Source organism: Nocardioides solisilvae, assembly GCF_003194625.1.
Classification (GTDB): domain Bacteria; phylum Actinomycetota; class Actinomycetes; order Propionibacteriales; family Nocardioidaceae; genus Nocardioides; species Nocardioides solisilvae.
Map to the genome: position 1 here is coordinate 163,782 of NZ_QHKX01000004.1, position 15,611 is coordinate 179,392.

Below are 15,611 nucleotides of genomic sequence, written 5' to 3' on the forward strand. Positions count from 1 at the left end.
GGAGCAGGGTAGCGCCGGGCCGGGGTGGACTAGCGCTCCAGCGGCCACCCGCGGGCCGCCCAGCCGCCCGTCCCGTCGGCGACGTTGGCGGCGTCGACCCCCTGGGAGCGCAGGTAGTCGACGACCTGGCGGCTGCGGGAGCCGCTGCGGCAGATGACGTGCACCCGCTGGTCGCGGGGCAGCTCGTCCAGGCGGTCGGGCACCTCCTGCATCGGGACGTGGTGGGCGCCCGGGACGTGGCCCGACCGGAACTCGTCGTCCTCGCGGACGTCGAGCACGAACCCGCCCTCCGCGTGGGCGGCGGCGAAGCTGTCGAGGTCGAGCTCGCCGGCCTCGACCTCCGCCAGCTGGCGACGCACGTCGTCCATGTCGAGCCCCTGGACGCCCTCGATCAGCTGGGCCAGCGCGGGCGGCGGGAGGGCCCCGGGCTGGGAGAAGACGAGGATGCCGTCGCGGAACGCCATCAGGGTCGGGATGGAGGTGATCTGGGCCATCGCGGCCAGCTCCTGCTCCGCCTCGGTGTCCACCTTGGCGAAGACGATGTCGGGATGGGCCTCGGAGGCCGCCTCGTAGACGGGGGCGAACTGGCGGCACGGGCCGCACCACGCGGCCCAGAAGTCGACCAGCACGATGCCGGGCGCGGTGACCGTCGCCTCGAAGTCCTGACCGGTCAGCTCTCGGGTCGTCATGCCTCGACGCTACCCGTCACCACCCGCGGGCCCGCCACTCCGGCAGGTGGGGCCGCTCGTCGCCCAGCCGGCCGTCCGCGCCGTGGCCGGGGTAGAACCAGGTCTCGTCGGGGAGCGTGCCGAAGACCTTCTGCTCCACCTCGTCGACGAGCTGGGCGAAGGCGGCGGCGTCGCCGAACGTCGCCCCCACCCCGCCGGGGAAGAGGCTGTCCCCGGTGAACAGGTGCGGGTGGCCACCGGGGTCGTCGTGGCGCAGGCAGACCGAACCCGGGGTGTGCCCGGCGACGGCCAGCACCTCGAGCGCGACCTGTCCCACGCGCGCCCGGTCGCCGTGGTGCAGCTCCCGGTCGACGGCGACCCCCGTCTGCTCGGTCACGGCGGCCGCGTCGGGGGCGCCCACGAGGACCTCTGCCCCCGTGGCGGCCACCACCGCGGCCAGGGCCCGGTGGTGGTCCCAGTGCGGGTGGGTGGTGACGACGGTCGTGAGCCCCCCGTCGCCCACCAGCTCGAGCAGGCGGTCGGGCTCGGCCGCCGCGTCCACCAGCAGCTGCTCACCGGTCGCCCGGCAGCGCAGGAGGTAGCAGTTGTTGGACATCTCGGGGTCGACGGCGAGCTTGGTCACCTCCAGGGTGGCCAGCCGGCGCGTCTGCGGGGGACCGCCGGGCTCGACCCTGCCGTCGTACGCGTCGGGCTCCATCGGGTCCTCCTGGGTGTCGGGCAACGGGTGTCGGGGGGTGCGGTCTCGGGGTCGGGGGTCGGGGGACCGGCGCTCACCAGGGCCGCACCTCGGGGAGGTCGCCGTCGACCTGCAGGTCGGCGACGGTCCCGCGACCGCTCAGCCACCAGGCGATCTCCGCCGCCCGGCCGGAGACGACGGTCCCGCCGGGACCGGCGTCGCCTGCCCAGTGCCGGTCGAGGTCGGTGGCGTGCAGCTCAAGGGCGCCCATCCGGGCCAGGCGGGGGCCGAGCAGGTCGAGGACCACCCCGCCCGCCTCGGGGTGGATGTCGCGCAGGCCGTGCCCGGCGTCGAGGTCGACGTGGTGCAGCACGACCTCGGTCACCCGCTTGGCCGGCACGTCGCCCGCCCGGTACGATGGCCCGCCCGGACGCTGCTCGAGCAGCCCGTCCCGGATCTCGGCGGGGAGCGCCGCCAGGGCGTCCACGAGCGTGGTGGTGCTGGCGAGGAAGCGGTCCCTCAGGTCGGCGGGACGGGCGGCGGCGAGGACCTCGATGTCGCGGGCGCGGGCCTCGGCCGAGTCGTACTGGGGGACCGGGGCGCCCTGGCGCAGGCCCTCGAGGGCTCGCGCCAGCCCCTCGGCGTTGAGGGCGAGGTGGGCGACCACGTGGGCCCGCGACCACCCCGGGAGCAGCGACGGCCCCGCGAGCCGGTCGTCGTCGAGGGAGTCGACGCTGCGCACCAGCCTGGCCGTCTCCCACCGCAGCAGCTCGAGCACGCGCATGGTGACATTGAACACCGCGCCCGGCTGCGCGGTCAGCCCCCGCTGCCGCGAGGTGCCCTCTGCTTGCGTCCCCTTGGTACCATGGCGAACACGTGTTCGAACGACGTGTGGGGATCTCTCTGTGACCGACCAGCTCATCATCCGGGGCGCCCGGGAGCACAACCTCAAGGACGTCTCGCTGGACCTCCCGCGGGACTCCCTCATCGTCTTCACCGGTCTCTCCGGCTCCGGCAAGTCGTCGCTCGCGTTCGACACGATCTTCGCCGAGGGCCAGCGCCGGTACGTCGAGTCGCTCTCGGCCTACGCCCGGCAGTTCCTCGGCCAGATGGACAAGCCCGACGTGGACTTCATCGAGGGGCTCTCCCCGGCCGTCTCGATCGACCAGAAGTCGACCTCGAAGAACCCGCGCTCGACCGTGGGCACCATCACCGAGGTCTACGACTACCTGCGCCTGCTGTACGCCCGGGCGGGCCGGCCGCACTGCCCCACGTGCGGTGCGCCCATCGAGCGGCAGACCCCGCAGCAGATCGTCGACAAGGTGCTGGCGATGGAGGAGGGGCGGCGGTTCCAGGTGCTCGCGCCGGTCGTCCGCGGTCGCAAGGGCGAGTACGTCGAGCTCTTCCGGGCGCTGCAGTCCCAGGGGTTCAGCCGGGCGCGCGTCGACGGCGAGACGCACCAGCTCGACGCCCCGCCGACGCTGGAGAAGCAGCGCAAGCACACGATCGAGGTGGTGGTCGACCGGCTCGCCGTCAAGGCCAGCGCGAAGCGACGGCTCACCGACTCGGTCGAGACCGCGCTGCGGCTCGCCGACGGCCTGCTGGTGCTCGACTTCGTCGACCTCGACGAGAAGGACCCCGGGCGGGAGGTCCGCTTCTCCGAGCGGATGGCCTGCCCCAACGAGCACCCCATCGACACCGACGACCTGCAGCCGCGCTCGTTCTCGTTCAACTCCCCGTTCGGCGCCTGTCCCGAGTGCCACGGCATCGGCACCCGGATGGAGGTCGACCCCGAGCTGGTCGTGCCCGACCCGCAGGCGACGCTGGGGGAGGGGGCGATCCAGCCGTGGAGCGGCGCGCACGTCGCCGACTACTTCCTGCGGCTGATGGGCGCGCTCGGCGAGGAGCTGGGCTTCGACCTCAACACGCCGTGGGAGCAGCTCCCCGCGAAGGCACGCAAGGCGATCCTGCGCGGCCACCCCACCAAGGTCCACGTGGTCACCCGCAACCGCTACGGCCGCCAGCGCTCCTACTACGCGGAGTTCGAGGGCGTCAGCCAGTACATCGAGCGCCGGCACCAGGACGCCGAGACCGACACCAGCCGGGAGCGCTTCGAGGGCTTCATGCGAGAGGTGCCGTGCCCCGCCTGCGCGGGCAGCCGGCTCAAGCCGGTCTCCATGGCCGTGACGGTCGGCGGGCTCTCGATCGCCGAGCTCTGCGCCCTGCCGATCAACGAGACGGCCGACTTCCTGCGCTCGGTGGAGCTCAGCGCCCGGGAGCGGCAGATCGCGGAGCGGGTGCTCAAGGAGATCCAGGAGCGGCTCCAGTTCCTGCTCGACGTCGGCCTCGACTACCTCTCCCTCGACCGGCCCTCGGGGTCGCTGTCGGGCGGCGAGGCCCAGCGGATCCGGCTGGCCACCCAGATCGGCGCCGGGCTGGTGGGCGTGCTCTACGTCCTCGACGAGCCGTCGATCGGGCTCCACCAGCGCGACAACATGCGGCTCATCGAGACGCTGGTCCGGCTGCGCGACCTCGGCAACACCCTGATCGTCGTCGAGCACGACGAGGACACGATCCGGGCCGCCGACTGGGTCGTCGACATCGGGCCCGGCGCGGGGGAGCACGGCGGGCAGGTCGTCCACTCGGGCTCGGTCCAGGGGCTGCTGGAGCACCCCGACTCCTCGACGGGCCTCTACCTGTCGGGGCGCCGGGAGATCCCGGTCCCCGACGTCCGTCGGCCCCGCACCAAGGGCCGCGAGCTCGTGGTGAAGGGGGCCAAGGAGCACAACCTCCGCAACGTCGACGTGGCGTTCCCGCTCGGGATGTTCGTCGCGGTCACCGGCGTCTCGGGCTCCGGCAAGTCGACCCTGGTCAACGACATCCTCTACACGTCGCTGGCCAAGCAGGTCTACAACGCCCGGACCGTCCCCGGCCGGCACCGCACCATCACGGGTGTCGACCAGGTCGACAAGGTCATCCACGTCGACCAGTCGCCCATCGGCCGCACCCCGCGCAGCAACCCGGCGACCTACACCGGGGTCTTCGACCACGTGCGCAAGCTCTTCGCCCAGACCCCCGAGGCGAAGGTGCGCGGCTACCTCCAGGGCCGGTTCTCCTTCAACGTCAAGGGCGGCCGCTGCGAGGCGTGCCAGGGCGACGGCACGATCAAGATCGAGATGAACTTCCTCCCCGACGTCTACGTCCCGTGCGAGGTCTGCCACGGGGCGCGCTACAACCGGGAGACCCTCGAGGTCCACTACAAGGGCAAGACCATCGCCGACGTGCTGGACATGCCGATCGAGGAGGCGGCCGAGTTCTTCGCCGCGGTCCCGCCGATCGCGCGGCACATGAAGACCCTCACCGAGGTCGGGCTCGGCTACGTCCGGCTGGGTCAGCCCGCGACCACCCTCTCGGGTGGCGAGGCGCAGCGGGTCAAGCTCGCCAGCGAGCTGCAGAAGCGCTCCACCGGGCGCACGCTCTACGTCCTGGACGAGCCCACCACGGGCCTGCACTTCGAGGACATCCGCAAGCTCCTGCTGGTGCTGGGCCGGCTGGTCGACCAGGGCAACACGGTCCTGGTGATCGAGCACAACCTCGACGTCATCAAGACCGCCGACTGGATCGTCGACATGGGCCCCGAGGGCGGGTCGCGCGGCGGCCTCGTGGTCGCCGAGGGCACGCCGGAGCAGGTGGCCGCCCACCCCGACAGCCACACCGGCCGCTTCCTGGCGCCGCTGCTGGAGGGCGTGCTCCGCAGCTGAGCGGAGCCGCTGCCGTCACCCCTCGGGGGCGGCGGTGCAGCGCCGGCGCCAGGCACGGTCCCGGGGCGAGTCGCGGCGGTCGAGGCGGGCGTCGAGGAGCGAGGCGGCCTCGGCGAGCCGCCCGGCCCGCAGCAGCGCCGCGATCCTCACCTCCTCCAGCACCTCGCGCTGGGCGTCGGAGCCGCCGAGCCGCCACGTGCGGTGCGCCACCGCCTCCAGGCAGTCGGCGGCCAGGCCGGGCAGCCCCCGGACGAGCAGGACGAAGGCGTGCACGACGGGAGCCACCACCTCGCGATGGACCGGGTGGTCGTGCCGCTCGCTGTGCCGGGCCAGGCTGCGGAGCCCCTCGACGTCCCCGACGGCCAGCAGCACGACGGCGGAGTGCATGGCGAGGAACGGGGTCGACGGACGGGTGAGCGCGTCGCGACCGGCCGCCTCGACGACCTCCTCCAGCCCCGGCACCCTCTCCCCGTCGGCGGTCAGGGCCCAGCGCAGCAGCAGGGAGCCGGTGTCGACGAGGGCCCGGCACCCCAGCGCCCGGTCGGGTCGCAGCTGGGCGTCGTGGCGTCGGCGCTCGGCGTCGGTGTCGCCGAGGCTCAGCTCGTGCAGGGCGGCGTGCCAGCTGAAGTGGCTGAGGCTGAGGGTGTCGCGCCCCTCCCCGGTCACCCAGGAGTCCATCCACCGCAGCCCCGCCCCGTGGTCGCCCGTCTCGTAGTGGTCGTGCGCGCGGGCGTGCGCCGAGTGGCCCGCCGCGGGGGTGACGGCCAGCGAGCGGCAGGAGAGGTCCATGGCCTCGTCGAAGCGGCCCTGCTCCTGGCGCACGAAGGCGAGCAGTCCCTGCGCCCACCAGTGGTCGCCGTACGCCGGGGCGGCACCCTCGACCAGCGCCCAGGCCTGCTCCGGGACCTCGGTCACCCCGGCGAAGGCGATGGTCGGCACCGCCATGTCCAGCAGCAGGGCGTCGGTCGGGTGCTCGACCAGGTGGCGCAGCAGCGGGCGGCTGTCCCCCCGCACGTGGCTCAGCACCGCGTGGACGTGCGAGCGCTCCCGGTCGCTGCCGCGGCGAGCGTGCAGCTCGGCGTCGCGCATCCGGGCGGGCAGGTCGACCGGCAGGCACCTCTCATGGGCCAGCAGCGCGAGGGTGGCGTGCCCGAGCGCGAAGGTCGGGTCGAGCGCGAGCGACCGGGAGACGAGCTCCGCGCCCCCGGCCTGCAGGGCCAGCAGGCGCAGCAGCCCGTCGGACCAGGCGTCGGCAGCCTCGGGTCCCGTGGTGAGGGGGAGTCCGAAGGGGTCGCGGCACGGCATGAAAGAAGAGTAACTCACTCAACATGGTGGTGGCGGCGGCACCTGCGCGTCGCGCCGCCGGCCGTGCCGCGGTGGGGGCGGGGGTGGGCGCGCTACCCTCCCTCACGCAGCGACCACCAGCGGAGGAGTCATCGTGAGCACAGACGGCAGCACCGGCCTCAGCAGGCGGCACGCCCTCTCCGGCGCCGTGGCCGTGGGCGTCGGCGCCCCGCTGCTGGCGGCCTGCGGCGGCGACGACGCGCCCGTGGACACCGCGCCCGAGGCGCAGGCGGGGGACGTGCTCACCACCACCTCCGAGGTGCCCGTGGGCGGCTGCGCGGTCTTCCCCGACGAGAAGGTCGTGGTCACCCAGCCGACGGAGGGGGAGTTCCGGTGCTTCTCGTCGGTCTGCACCCACCAGGGCTGCGCGGTCTCCTCCAGCAGCGACGGCGTCATCCCGTGCACCTGCCACGGCAGCCGCTTCTCCCTGGAGGACGGATCGGTCCTGGAGGGTCCGGCCACGGCCCCGTTGCAGAAGGTCGAGATCGAGGTCTCCGGGGACAGCATCACCGCGGTCTGAACGTAGGGTTGTCGCATGGCCCAGCCCGCGTCGTACCGCCCTGCCGCCGGGACCATCCCGACGCAGCCCGGGGTCTACCGCTTCCGGGACCGGCGCGGGCGCGTGATCTACGTCGGCAAGGCGAAGAACCTCCGCGCCCGGCTCTCGTCGTACTTCCAGGACATCGGCAACCTGCACCCGCGCACGGCCTCGATGGTGACGACGGGCGCGAGCGTGGACTGGACGGTCGTGCGGACCGAGGTCGAGGCGCTCCAGCTCGAGTACTCCTGGATCAAGGAGTTCGACCCCCGGTTCAACGTCAAGTACCGCGACGACAAGTCCTACCCGTGGCTGGCCGTGACGGTCGGGGAGGAGTTCCCCCGGGTGATGGTGGGGCGCGGTGCCAAGAAGAAGGGCACCCGCTACTTCGGCCCCTACGGCCACGCCTGGGCGATCCGCGAGACCGTCGACCTGCTGCTGCGGGTCTTCCCGATGCGCTCCTGCAGCAACGGGGTCTTCAAGCGGTCCGCCCAGATCGGCCGCCCCTGCCTGCTGGGCTACATCGACAAGTGCAGCGCCCCGTGCGTCGGCTCGGTGAGCGCCGAGGAGCACCGGCGGATCGTCGACGACTTCTGCGACTTCATGGCAGGCAGCACCACCGCCTTCGTCAAGCGGGTGGAGCGGGAGATGTACGCCGCCTCCGAGGCGATGGACTACGAGAAGGCGGCCCGCCTCCGCGACGACCTCGGGGCGCTCAACAAGGCGCTGGAGAAGCAGGCCGTGGTGCTCGGCGACGGCACCGACGCCGACGTGGTCGCGCTGGCCGAGGACCCGCTCGAGGTGGCCGTGCAGGTCTTCCACGTGCGCGGCGGCCGGATCCGCGGCCAGCGCGGCTGGGTGGCCGACCGGATGGCCGAGGGCGGCACGCCGCACCTCGTCGAGGAGTTCCTGCTCCAGCTCTACGGCGGCGAGCGCGAGTCGATCCCCCGCGAGGTCCTCGTCCCCGAGCTCCCCGAGGACGCCGCGACGATGGAGGAGCTGCTCACCTCCCTGCGCGGCGGACGCGTCCAGGTCCGGGTCCCGCAGCGCGGGGACAAGCGGGCCCTGATGGAGACGGTGGCGCGGAACGCCGCGCAGTCCCTGGCGCTGCACAAGACCAAGCGGGCCAGCGACCTCACCACCCGCAACCTGGCGCTCGAGGAGATCCAGAAGACGCTCGGCCTCGACGAGGCGCCGCTGCGGATCGAGTGCTACGACGTCTCCAACCTGCAGGGGACCGAGGTGGTGGCCTCCATGGTGGTCTTCGAGGACGGGCTGCCGCGCAAGGGCGAGTACCGCAGGTTCGTCATCCGCGGCGTCGACGGCCAGAACGACGTCGCGTCGATGCACGAGGTGATCACGCGGCGGTTCCAACGGCTCCTGGACGAGCAGGCACGCTCCACCGAGGTGGTCACCGAGGCCGGCCCGATGCTGGTCGACCCCGACACCGGCCGACCCCGCAAGTTCGCCTACGCGCCGGGGCTCGTCGTGGTCGACGGCGGCCCGCCCCAGGTCGCGGCCGCCCGTCGGGCGCTGGCGGAGCTCGGGATCGACGACGTGCCGGTCTGCGGGCTCGCCAAGCGGCTCGAGGAGGTGTGGGTGCCCGACGAGGAGGATCCGCTGATCCTGCCCCGGACGAGCGAGGGCCTCTACCTCCTGCAGCGGGTGCGCGACGAGGCCCACCGGTTCGCGATCGCGCACCACCGGGCGCGTCGGTCGGCCACGATGGTGGAGAGCGTGCTGGACGACGTACCCGGGCTGGGCGAGGTGCGGCGCAAGGCGCTGCTGCGACACTTCGGGTCGTTGAAGAAGCTGCGACTGGCCGACGTCGAGCAGATCGCCCAGGTGCCCGGCATCGGCCCGGCCACCGCGACGGCCATCAAGGAGGCCGTGGCCGCCGCCCCCGCCCGGGGGTCGGCACCCCGGATCAACACCGCCACGGGCGAGATCGAGGAGGACTGATGGAGCAGCCGGCCGAGCTGGTGATCATCACCGGCATGACGGGCGCGGGCCGCAGCACCGCGGCCAAGGAGCTGGAGGACCTCGGCTACTTCGTCGTCGACAACCTCCCGCCGACGCTGGTGCGCGACGTGGTCCGTCTCGTCGACGACAGCCGCGGCACCGGCCAGCCGATCGCCGTCGTGGTCGACGTCCGGTCGGGCTCGTTCTTCACCGGCCTCGCGGCCAACCGGCACCAGCAGGCGACCGGCCGCCCGACCAGCCTCGTCTACCTCGACGCCAGCGACGACGTGCTGGTCCGCCGCCAGGAGGCCGTGCGCCGCCCCCACCCCCTCCAGGGGAGCGGGCGGCTGATCGACGGCCTGGAGCGGGAGCGCCGCGTCCTGGAGGAGATCCGCGGCGGGGCGGACCTCGTCATCGACACCACCGCGCTCAACGTGCACCAGCTGACCGACCGGATCGCCGAGCACTTCGGCTCCTCCGAGGCCCGCAAGCTCAAGGTGCAGGTCGTCTCGTTCGGGTTCAAGTACGGCATCCCCGTCGACGCCGACTTCGTCGCCGACATGCGGTTCCTGCCCAACCCGTACTGGATCCCCGAGCTGCGCCCCCACAACGGCCGCGACGTGCGGGTCGCCGACTACGTGCACAGCCAGCCCGGGGCCGCCGAGTTCCTCACCGGCTACCTGCCGGTGCTCGAGATCGCGGCGACGGGCTACCTGCGCGAGGGGAAGCGCTTCATGACGGTGGCGGTCGGCTGCACCGGGGGCAAGCACCGCAGCGTCGCGATGACGGAGGAGGTGGTCTCCCGGCTCGCCGCGGCGGGGTACGACGTCCGCGCGGTCCACCGCGACCTCGGGCGGGAGTGACGTGGAGACCCTCGACACCTCCGTCGTGGCCCTCGGGGGCGGGCACGGCCTGCACGCGAGCCTCAGCGCGCTGCGCGAGGTCGCCCGGGAGGTGACCGCGGTCGTCACCGTCGCCGACGACGGCGGCTCCTCGGGTCGCCTGCGCCGCGAGCTCGACGTGCTGCCGCCCGGCGACCTGCGGATGGCCCTCTCGGCGCTCTGCGGGGACGACGACTGGGGGCGGACCTGGATGCGGGTCCTGCAGCACCGTTTCGCCGGCAGCGGCGACCTGCACGGGCACGCGCTCGGCAACATGCTGATCGTCGGCCTCTGGGAGCTCCTCGGGGACGCCGTCGCGGGCCTCGACATGGTCGGTCGGCTGCTCGGGGCCCGGGGCCGGGTGCTGCCGATGTCGACCGTCCCCATCGACATCACGGCGCAGGTGCAGGGTCCCGACGGGCTGGAGACCGCGCACGGCCAGGTGGAGGTGGCGACGGCCCGCGGCCGGATCGTCTCGGTCGCCCTCGCCCCGGCCGAGCCGCCCGCCTGCCCCGAGGCGCTGCGCGCCGTGGAGGACGCCGACTGGGTCGTGCTCGGTCCGGGCTCCTGGTTCACCTCGGTCATCCCGCACCTGCTGCTCCCGGAGCTGCGCCGGGCGCTAGTGGCTCGCGGCGAGCGGCTGGTCGTGGTGCTCAACCTCGAGGCGCAGGCCGGGGAGACCGGCGGCTTCACCCCCGCCGACCACCTCGCCGTGCTCCACGACCTTGCCCCCGAGCTGCGGGTGGGCGTCGTCCTGGCGGACGCCACCGCGGTGGAGGCCTCCGGGCCCGAGCTCCTCGAGGCCGTGCACCGCCTGGGCGGGCGCCTCGTGGTGGCCGACGTGGCCACGGGTCCCGGGAGCAGCGCCCACGACCCCGTGCGGCTCGCCGACGCGCTGCGTCCGGTCCTGGCCGGTGTGGGGGAGTCGGTCACGCCGCGTTGACCCGCGTGGCAGGATCACCCCCATGGCGATGACGGCACAGGTGAAGGCAGAGCTGGCCAGCACCGCGATCACCAAGACCTGCTGCCGCAAGGCCGAGGTGGCCTCGATGCTCCGCTTCGCCGGCGGGCTCCACCTGGTCAGCGGCAAGGTGGTGGTCGAGGCCGAGCTGGACACCGGCGCCGCCGCCCGACGGCTCCGCAAGGACGTCGCGGAGGTCTACGGCCACCAGTCCGACGTCGTCATGGTCCAGGGCAACGGCCTGCGCAAGGGCAGCCGCTACCTCGTGCGGGTGGTGAAGGACGGCGAGGCGCTGGCGCGCCAGACCGGACTCCTCGACCCCCGTGGCCGACCGGTGCGCGGGCTCCCGCCGGCCGTCGTCTCCGGCGGCGGCTGCGACGCCGTCGCCGCGTGGCGGGGCGCCTTCCTCGCGCACGGCTCGCTGACCGAGCCCGGACGCTCCTCGTCCCTGGAGGTCACCTGCCCCGGCCCCGAGGCCGCGCTGGCCCTGGTGGGCGTGGCGCGACGTCTCGGCATCTCGGCCAAGGCCCGCGAGGTGCGCGGCGTGGACCGCGTCGTGATCCGGGACGGCGACGCCATCGGCGCGCTGCTGACCCGGCTCGGCGCCCACGAGACCCTGATGGCCTGGGAGGAGCGGCGGATGCGGCGCGAGGTCCGGGCCACCGCCAACCGCCTGGCCAACTTCGACGACGCCAACCTCCGGCGCTCGGCCCGCGCGGCCGTCGCCGCGGGGGCCCGCGTGGAGCGGGCGCTGGAGATCCTGGCCGACGAGGTGCCCGACCACCTCAAGCTCGCGGGCCACCTGCGTCTGGAGCACAAGCAGGCCTCCCTCGAGGAGCTGGGGCAGCTCCACGAGCCGGTGCTCACCAAGGACGCGATCGCGGGCCGGATCCGCCGCCTCCTGGCGATGGCCGACAAGCGGGCGGAGGAGCTGGGCATCCCCGACACCGAGGCCTCGCTCACCCCGGAGATGCTCGCCGAGGAGGGCTGAGCCCGGCGACCCCGTCTGCGGTCCCACCGGGGGCGGCCCCTCACGGTGCCGCGCCGCCGCGCGATATGGTCGGGACGCTCGTCGACCATCGCTACTCCAGGAGTCATCGTGACTGTCCGTGTGGGAATCAACGGCTTCGGCCGCATCGGCCGCAACTTCTTCCGCGCCGTGCGCGCCTCGGGTGCCGACATCGAGATCGTCGGGGTCAACGACCTGACCGACAACGCCTCGCTCGCGCACCTGCTCAAGTACGACTCCATCCTCGGTCGCCTGGACGCCGACGTCTCGTCGTCCGACTCCGCGATCCAGGTGGGCGACCAGGAGATCGCGGCGTTCGCCGAGCGCAACCCCGCCGACCTCAAGTGGGGCGACCTGGGCGTCGACGTCGTCGTCGAGTCCACCGGCTTCTTCACCGACGCCACCAAGGCCAAGGCGCACCTCGACGGCGGCGCCAAGAAGGTCATCATCTCGGCGCCCGCGTCGAACGAGGACATCACCATCGTGATGGGCGTCAACCACGACCTGTACGACGCCGACCAGCACCACGTGATCTCCAACGCGTCGTGCACCACCAACTGCCTGGCGCCGATGGCGAAGGCGCTCAACGACGAGTTCGGCATCGTCAAGGGCCTGATGACCACCATCCACGCCTACACCGCCGACCAGAACCTGCAGGACAACATCCACAAGGACCTGCGCCGCGCCCGCGCCGCCGCCCTCAACATCGTCCCCACCTCCACGGGTGCGGCGAAGGCGATCGGCCTCGTGCTGCCCGAGCTCAAGGGCAAGCTGGACGGCTTCGCCCTGCGCGTGCCGACCCCGACCGGCTCCGCCACCGACCTCACCTTCGAGGCAGGCCGCGAGACCAGCGTCGAGGAGGTCAACGCCGCGATCGAGAAGGCCGCCGACGGCCGGTTCCTGCGCTACTCGACCGACCCGATCGTGTCGACCGACATCACCACCGACCCGGCCTCGTGCATCTTCGACGCCCCGCTGACCAAGGTCATCGGCAACCAGGTCAAGGTCGTCGGCTGGTACGACAACGAGTGGGGCTACTCCAACCGCCTCGTCGACCTCATCGGTCACGTCGGCAGCACCCTCTGACGTGGCGGAGCTGGAGACGCTGGGAGACCTGCGCGGCCGCCGGGTGCTGGTCCGCTCGGACCTGAACGTCCCGCTGGACGCCGGCAGGATCACCGACGACGGCCGGATCCGTGCGAGCGTGCCGACCATCCGTCGGCTCGCCGACGCCGGTGCCCGGGTGGTCGTGACCGCCCACCTCGGCCGGCCGAAGGGTGCGCCGGACCCGGCGTACTCCCTGGCTCCGGTCGCCGAGCGGCTCGGCGAGCTGCTGGGCCGCCCGGTCTCCTTCGCGGCGGACACCGTGGGCCCGGAGGCCCGCCGCGTGGTCGCCTCCCTGGGCGACGGCGACGTGGCGCTGCTGGAGAACATCCGGTTCAACCCGGGGGAGACCAGCAAGGACGACGCGGAGCGCGGCGCGTTCGCGGACGAGCTGGCCTCCCTGGCCGACGCCTTCGTCTCCGACGGGTTCGGCGTCGTCCACCGCAAGCAGGCGAGCGTCTACGACGTCGCGACCCGCCTCCCCAGCGCGATGGGCGGCCTGGTGGCGGCGGAGATCGACGTGCTGCGCCGGCTCACGGTCGAGCCCGAGCGGCCGTACGTGGTCGTGCTCGGCGGCTCGAAGGTCTCCGACAAGCTCGGCGTCATCGACAACCTGCTCGGCAAGGCCGACAAGCTGCTGATCGGTGGCGGCATGGTCTTCACCTTCCTCAAGGCCCAGGGCCACGAGGTCGGCAAGAGCCTGCTCGAGGAGGACCAGCTCGAGACCTGCCGGCGCTACCTCGCGGAGGCCGAGGAGAAGGGCGTCGAGCTGCTGCTCCCGACCGACATCGTGGTCGACACGGCGTTCCCCTCCGGTGACCGCGAGCCGCAGCCGTCCGTGGTCCCGGCCTCCGGGATCCCGGCGGACTCGCTCGGCCTCGACATCGGGCCCGACTCCGCGGCCGCCTTCGCCGCGGCGCTGGCGGACGCCCGCACCGTCTTCTGGAACGGTCCGATGGGAGTCTTCGAGGTCGCAGCCTTCGCCGAGGGCACGCGGGCCGTCGCGCAGGCGCTCACCCAGGTCGACGGGCTCTCCGTCGTCGGGGGCGGGGACTCGGCCGCGGCCGTGCGCGCGCTCGGCTTCGACGAGAAGGCCTTCGGCCACATCTCCACCGGCGGGGGCGCCAGCCTCGAGTACCTCGAGGGCAAGGACCTGCCCGGCATCTCCGTGCTCGAGCGTTGAGCCGACCCCACCCGCTGGACCTGAGGAGGAATCCGCACTGATGGCTGCCACTCGCACCCCCCTGATGGCGGGCAACTGGAAGATGAACCTGAACCACCAGGAAGCGGTGGTGCTGGTCCAGAAGCTCGCGTGGACGCTCTCGGACAAGAAGCACGACTTCGACCGGGTCGAGGTCGTCGTGGTGCCGCCGTTCACCGACCTGCGCTCCGTGCAGACCCTGGTGGACGGGGACCGGCTCCGGATCAGGTACGCCGCCCAGGACGTCAGCGTGCACGAGAGCGGGGCGCACACCGGTGAGGTCTCGGCCGGCATGCTGGCCAAGCTCGGCTGCTCCTACGTCGTGGTCGGCCACTCCGAGCGCCGGCAGGACCACCACGAGGGCGACGAGGTCGTCAACGCCAAGGCGCACCGCGCGCTGGCCGCCGGCATGACCCCGATCGTCTGCGTGGGCGAGGGCCTCGAGGTCCGCCAGGCCGGCGAGCACGTGCCGCACACCCTCGCGCAGGTGGAGGGCTCCCTCGCGGGCTTCACCGCCGAGCAGGTGGCCGGCCTCGTGATCGCCTACGAGCCGGTGTGGGCGATCGGCACCGGGGAGGTGGCGACCCCCGAGGATGCGCAGGAGGTCTGCGGCGCGATCCGCGAGCGGCTGCGCGAGCTGCACGGCGACGAGGCGGCCGACGGCTGCCGGATCCTGTACGGCGGCTCGGTGAAGGCGTCCAACGTCGCGGGCATCATGGAGAAGCCCGACGTCGACGGCGCGCTGGTCGGCGGCGCGAGCCTGCAGGCCGACGAGTTCGGTGGAATCTGCCGCTTCCACGACATGCCCACCCTCTGACCGCCCCCGACGTGACGTAGGCTGCCCCCGTGATTCTGCTCTTCCAGTCCCTGCTCGTCCTGACGAGCCTGATCCTCATCCTCCTCGTGCTGCTGCACAAGGGGCGTGGGGGCGGCCTCTCCGACATGTTCGGCGGCGGCATGTCCAGCACCCTCGGCGGCTCCTCGGTCGCCGAGCGGAACCTGGACCGGTTCACCGTCGGTGTCGGCGTGGTCTGGTTCGCCTGCATCGTCGCGCTGGGACTGCTGATGGCGTACGGATCGTGACGATGTAAGTTCGCATTTCTCACTTCTGGGAGGGACTGAGATGGCTGGTGGAGGAAGCGCGATCCGGGGTAGTCGGGTCGGGGCAGGACCGATGGGGGAGGCCGAGCGGGGCGAGGCTGCGCCGCGCCAGGCGGTGACCTACTTCTGCTCGCACGGGCACCGCTCGGTGGTGACGTTCGCGGTCGAGGCGGTCGCCCCCGAGGCGTGGGACTGTCCGAAGTGCGGGCTGCCCGCGAGCATGGACAGGGAGAACCCGCCTCCGGCTCCGAAGATCGAGCCGTACAAGACGCACCTGGCCTACGTGAAGGAGCGGCGCTCCGACGCGGAGGCCGCCGACATCCTCAACGAGGCCGTCCAGCTGCTGCGCAGCCGCCGCAAGTCGGGCGACCTCATCTTCTGACG

General features: G+C 72.9%; 15 protein-coding genes and 1 pseudogene. 11 read left to right on the forward strand and 5 right to left on the reverse strand.

The genetic code is table 11. The features are described from left to right. Positions 1-29 precede the first annotated feature (29 nt). The 4 genes and pseudogenes from DNK53_RS18215 to DNK53_RS16050 all read right to left on the reverse strand — a co-directional run bounded on the left by DNK53_RS18215 (position 30) and on the right by DNK53_RS16050 (position 2,149). Positions 30-347: a rhodanese-like domain-containing protein gene (locus DNK53_RS18215; RefSeq protein WP_420846511.1), complete on the reverse strand. Its 318-nt coding sequence runs from the start codon at positions 345-347 to the stop codon at positions 30-32. Beyond that, positions 330-689: pseudogene (locus DNK53_RS17880) on the reverse strand (thioredoxin family protein); the annotation flags it as partial. The pseudogene DNK53_RS17880 and the gene DNK53_RS18215, both read right to left, overlap by 18 nt. Positions 690-705: 16 nt before the next feature. Further along, a complete protein-coding gene (locus DNK53_RS16045) occupies positions 706-1,386 on the reverse strand; it encodes an MBL fold metallo-hydrolase (RefSeq protein WP_110183338.1) in 681 nt (226 codons plus the stop codon). 73 nt (positions 1,387-1,459) lie between these two features. Then, positions 1,460-2,149 carry a maleylpyruvate isomerase family mycothiol-dependent enzyme gene (locus DNK53_RS16050; RefSeq protein WP_162599986.1) on the reverse strand — a complete coding sequence of 230 codons (690 nt, stop codon included), beginning with the start codon at positions 2,147-2,149 and terminating at the stop codon, positions 1,460-1,462. Positions 2,150-2,270: 121 nt separating this feature from the next. On the opposite strand from DNK53_RS16050, the gene uvrA reads away from it, so the two are divergent. Continuing rightward, on the forward strand, positions 2,271-5,126 hold the full coding sequence (gene uvrA, locus DNK53_RS16055; RefSeq protein ID WP_110183339.1) for an excinuclease ABC subunit UvrA: 2,856 nt from the start codon (positions 2,271-2,273) through the stop codon (positions 5,124-5,126). Positions 5,127-5,141: 15 nt separating this feature from the next. Here uvrA and DNK53_RS16060 read toward each other — a convergent pair whose 3' ends face one another. After that, the gene (locus DNK53_RS16060; RefSeq protein WP_110183340.1) at positions 5,142-6,431 is read right to left on the reverse strand and encodes a tetratricopeptide repeat protein; all 1,290 of its coding nucleotides are present in this window, start codon (positions 6,429-6,431) and stop codon (positions 5,142-5,144) included. Positions 6,432-6,564: 133 nt separating this feature from the next. Here DNK53_RS16060 and DNK53_RS16065 point away from each other — a divergent pair, with 133 nt between their 5' ends. The 10 genes from DNK53_RS16065 to DNK53_RS16110 all read left to right on the forward strand — a co-directional run bounded on the left by DNK53_RS16065 (position 6,565) and on the right by DNK53_RS16110 (position 15,609). Beyond that, positions 6,565-6,990 (forward strand): Rieske (2Fe-2S) protein, encoded by a 426-nt coding sequence (locus DNK53_RS16065; protein ID WP_239456594.1) that lies wholly within the window; start codon positions 6,565-6,567, stop codon positions 6,988-6,990. A gap of 15 nt (positions 6,991-7,005) precedes the next feature. Then, complete coding sequence (uvrC, locus tag DNK53_RS16070; RefSeq protein ID WP_110183341.1) at positions 7,006-8,970, forward strand: excinuclease ABC subunit UvrC; 1,965 nt, start codon at positions 7,006-7,008, stop codon at positions 8,968-8,970. Further along, positions 8,970-9,833, forward strand: coding sequence for an RNase adapter RapZ (gene rapZ / locus DNK53_RS16075; protein ID WP_110183342.1), 864 nt, complete (start codon positions 8,970-8,972; stop codon positions 9,831-9,833). Before uvrC ends, rapZ begins: the two co-directional genes overlap by 1 nt. A gap of 1 nt (position 9,834) precedes the next feature. After that, positions 9,835-10,794 carry a gluconeogenesis factor YvcK family protein gene (locus DNK53_RS16080; protein ID WP_110183343.1) on the forward strand — a complete coding sequence of 320 codons (960 nt, stop codon included), beginning with the start codon at positions 9,835-9,837 and terminating at the stop codon, positions 10,792-10,794. Positions 10,795-10,816: 22 nt separating this feature from the next. Then, on the forward strand, positions 10,817-11,803 hold the full coding sequence (gene whiA, locus DNK53_RS16085) for a DNA-binding protein WhiA (RefSeq protein ID WP_110183344.1): 987 nt from the start codon (positions 10,817-10,819) through the stop codon (positions 11,801-11,803). 108 nt (positions 11,804-11,911) lie between these two features. Beyond that, positions 11,912-12,907, forward strand: coding sequence for a type I glyceraldehyde-3-phosphate dehydrogenase (gap, locus tag DNK53_RS16090; protein WP_110183345.1), 996 nt, complete (start codon positions 11,912-11,914; stop codon positions 12,905-12,907). Between the two features lies 1 nt (position 12,908). After that, positions 12,909-14,108, forward strand: coding sequence for a phosphoglycerate kinase (locus DNK53_RS16095; RefSeq protein WP_110183346.1), 1,200 nt, complete (start codon positions 12,909-12,911; stop codon positions 14,106-14,108). Between the two features lie 40 nt (positions 14,109-14,148). Beyond that, positions 14,149-14,943 carry a triose-phosphate isomerase gene (gene tpiA, locus DNK53_RS16100; RefSeq protein ID WP_110183347.1) on the forward strand — a complete coding sequence of 265 codons (795 nt, stop codon included), beginning with the start codon at positions 14,149-14,151 and terminating at the stop codon, positions 14,941-14,943. A gap of 29 nt (positions 14,944-14,972) precedes the next feature. Continuing rightward, entirely contained in the window at positions 14,973-15,209 is a 237-nt protein-coding gene (secG, locus tag DNK53_RS16105; protein WP_110183348.1) for a preprotein translocase subunit SecG, read from the forward strand. 40 nt (positions 15,210-15,249) lie between these two features. Beyond that, the gene (locus DNK53_RS16110) at positions 15,250-15,609 is read left to right on the forward strand and encodes an RNA polymerase-binding protein RbpA (protein WP_110183349.1); all 360 of its coding nucleotides are present in this window, start codon (positions 15,250-15,252) and stop codon (positions 15,607-15,609) included. Positions 15,610-15,611 lie beyond the last annotated feature (2 nt).